The sequence below is a fragment of the Cupriavidus sp. IDO genome, from assembly GCF_000812465.1.
Lineage (GTDB): Bacteria > Pseudomonadota > Gammaproteobacteria > Burkholderiales > Burkholderiaceae > Cupriavidus.
The window spans coordinates 1-2,725 of sequence record NZ_JWMA01000185.1 but is presented as its reverse complement, the minus strand read 5'-3'; the positions used below and the strand labels follow the sequence as shown (position 1 = coordinate 2,725).

At 61.5% G+C, this 2,725-nt stretch carries 2 protein-coding genes and 1 rRNA gene; all 3 read right to left on the bottom strand.

Going from position 1 to position 2,725, the window contains the following annotated elements:
- Nucleotides 1–143: 143 nt before the first annotated feature.
- A complete protein-coding gene (locus tag RM96_RS33520; RefSeq protein WP_039016064.1) occupies nt 144–605 on the bottom strand; it encodes a MarR family winged helix-turn-helix transcriptional regulator in 462 nt (153 codons plus the stop codon).
- A gap of 54 nt (nt 606–659) precedes the next feature.
- Nucleotides 660–2,255, bottom strand: coding sequence for an MFS transporter (locus RM96_RS33515; protein ID WP_039016063.1), 1,596 nt, complete (start codon nt 2,253–2,255; stop codon nt 660–662).
- A gap of 175 nt (nt 2,256–2,430) precedes the next feature.
- Nucleotides 2,431–2,543: ribosomal RNA gene (gene rrf, locus RM96_RS33510) — 5S ribosomal RNA — on the bottom strand.
- Between the last annotated feature and the right edge of the window lie 182 nt (nt 2,544–2,725).

Sequence of the window (2,725 nt, the reverse complement as noted above, 5' to 3'; positions counted from 1 at the left end):
CTCGTTGCCGATACCACTTGGGATCTTATCCCGCAACGCACCGGCCGCAAGCCCGCTTCATCCTTCGGGGTCGGGCTTGCCCGATGGACAACTACTGAGCGCGCCGGCAAGCTGACGAATCGCCTGAGGAACCGCAACGGCCGTCAGGCAGTCTCCGCATCCGGCTGCGTACGCGCGACAGCGTCCGCGATGCCGGCCTCGAGCTGGGCCAGACCCTTCGACAGGTCATGCATGGTGGATTCCGGCACGTTGGCCAGCACGTCCTGCAAGAAGGCCGATCGGATCGGAAGCGCGCGCTCGACTACCTCGCGGCCGGGCGCGGACAGTGTCACATGCGTGACCCGGTTGTCGCGCTCGGAGGTATTGCGCTCCACCAAGCCAAGTTCCTGCAGTGCCTTCAGCTGACGTGTCAGCGCGCCGGGATCCATGCCAACGCGATCGGCAAGGGCCTTTTGTGCGATCTCGCCTTCTTGTCCATGCAGAGCGACGAGAATGCGCCATCGAGCCAAAGGCAACCCCATTCGCTGTTCGAACGCGGCAGCGTAAGCACGGTACGTTCGTCCGAACTGCTGCAATACTGCGAGACTTTGTCGTTCCAGTTCCAACCCGTTCTCCTGGACGGTGTCAATGCACCGCAATCATTCGTTTCAGGCCAGAGCCTATTCAGCCGCCATTACCGGCTCCGCGGCGCGATTCAGCGTCACGGGCGGTACGCGGCGCGCGCGCCAGATTCCCAATGCGGCGGCCACCGCTGCCATCGCCAGTCCCAGATGAATTGCGCTCACGAGCGACACCCGGGACTGCTCGAGCAGCAAGGCGCCGTTGTGCCCGGCCTGTTGCAGCTGCGTCAGCAAGGCTGCCTGCGTGGCCTTGTCGATCAGGATCTGCGGATCAGACATGCGGGCCAGCCAGCCTGATGCGCCAGCCGAGTGCAGCGCCTGCTCGACGCCACTGGTGTAGCTGCGCGTTACCATCGTACCAACGAGAGCGGTCCCGATCATGCCGCCCACCATCCGCAGCGACTGCAGCATCGCTGTCGCGATCCCCAGATGCTCCCTGCCCGCGGTCTGCTGGGCAAACACCGTCAGGTTGGGCATGATAAAGCCGAGCCCGAGACCGCCCGCCAGCATGATCGCCAGCAGCAGGTGCTGCGACATGTTCCGCGTCGCCTGCGACAGACCAAGTGCGGCGATCGTCAGCAAGAGGAACCCGGCATACAGCATCGTGTTCGGCTGGCGGATGCGCGTGATGATGCGCCCGTTCAAGATACTGCCAACCGTGATGCAGACCACCAGCGGCGTCACCAGCAAGCCGGCCTGCTTCGGCGAATAGCCAAATCCGCCCTGGAACAGAAGCGGCGCATACAGCAGTATGGCGAACATCGCAAAGCCTGCGAACACTGAGAGCTGGAACAGTGGCGCGAGCCCCGGATTGCGGAACATTTCCAGCGGCAGGATTGGATTTGCGCACCGGCGCTCCCATTGCCACAAGGCAACCAGCGCCGCGACCGCAAAGAACAGCAAGCCGCCCGTGAACAAGCCGAAACCTCTTTCGGGCAACATTTCGACGCTCATCTGCAGGCTGCCGAGGCCCAGGCCGATCAGCAGGGCACCGAGCCAGTCGACGCGAATCGGCCCGCTGTGCGCCTGCTGGCGCAGATGCGGCAGATAGCGCCAGGCGAACCAGAGGCCCAGGACGCCAACGGGCAGGTTCACATAGAACACTGCGCGCCAACCATACCACTCGGTCAGCACACCACCCAGCGACGGGCCAATTGCGTTCGAGATACCGAAAGCCGCACTGAGCACGATCTGCCAGCGCAACCGCACGTGCGAATCCGGGAAAAGGTCGGCAATGCAGGCGAAGGCGGTGCCAACCAGCATACCTCCCCCGATGCCCTGCAAGGCACGTGCGGCAACAAGGAACGGCATGCTTGGCGCCATGCCGCACAACACCGACGCGATCGTGAAGACCACGATCGAGGCCAAAACGAACGGCTTTCTGCCGTAGTAGTCGCCCAGGCGCCCGAAAATAGGCACTGTAATGACGGATGTCAGCAGATAGGCCGTAGCCACCCACGCGTAATACTCAAAACCCTGGAGTTCGGCGACGACCGTGGGGAGCGCAGTGCCGACCACGGTTTGATCCAGCGCCACCAGCATCGACACAAAGGCGACACCCAGCATGGCCAGCAGCGATTCGCGAAACGGCAGGACCTGCCCGTCACTATGTGCCGCCTGTGGCTGCGAAGTCATTTTATTGCTCAATCAATCGTTGCATTGTCAAGCATTGTAGCTGAAGTTCCGAATTTCGGTCAGCGATCAGGCATGTTCAGGAGGAAGGAGGAGACGAGGAATCGATCCGTTGATTCCGCCGCTCCAAAGACAAAACCCCCCAGCTGGGTAAGCTGAGGGGTTTTGGGGCATAAGAGCCTGGCGATGACCTACTTTCACACGGGAATCCGCACTATCATCGGCGCGGAGTTGTTTCACGGTCCTGTTCGGGATGGGAAGGGGTGGTTCCAACTCGCTATGGTCACCAGGCATAAGGGGGTGCGGCGCTGGGGTTGAAGCCAACGTCGCAAATAGGGATGTAGTGGGGGTTGTGCGTCTTGTGTCAACTGTTTAGGCACAGTCGCGATTCCCACACCAGGCAAAACACACTGGTTATAGGATCAAGCCTTACGGGCAATTAGTACTGGTTAGCTTAACGCATTACTGCGCTT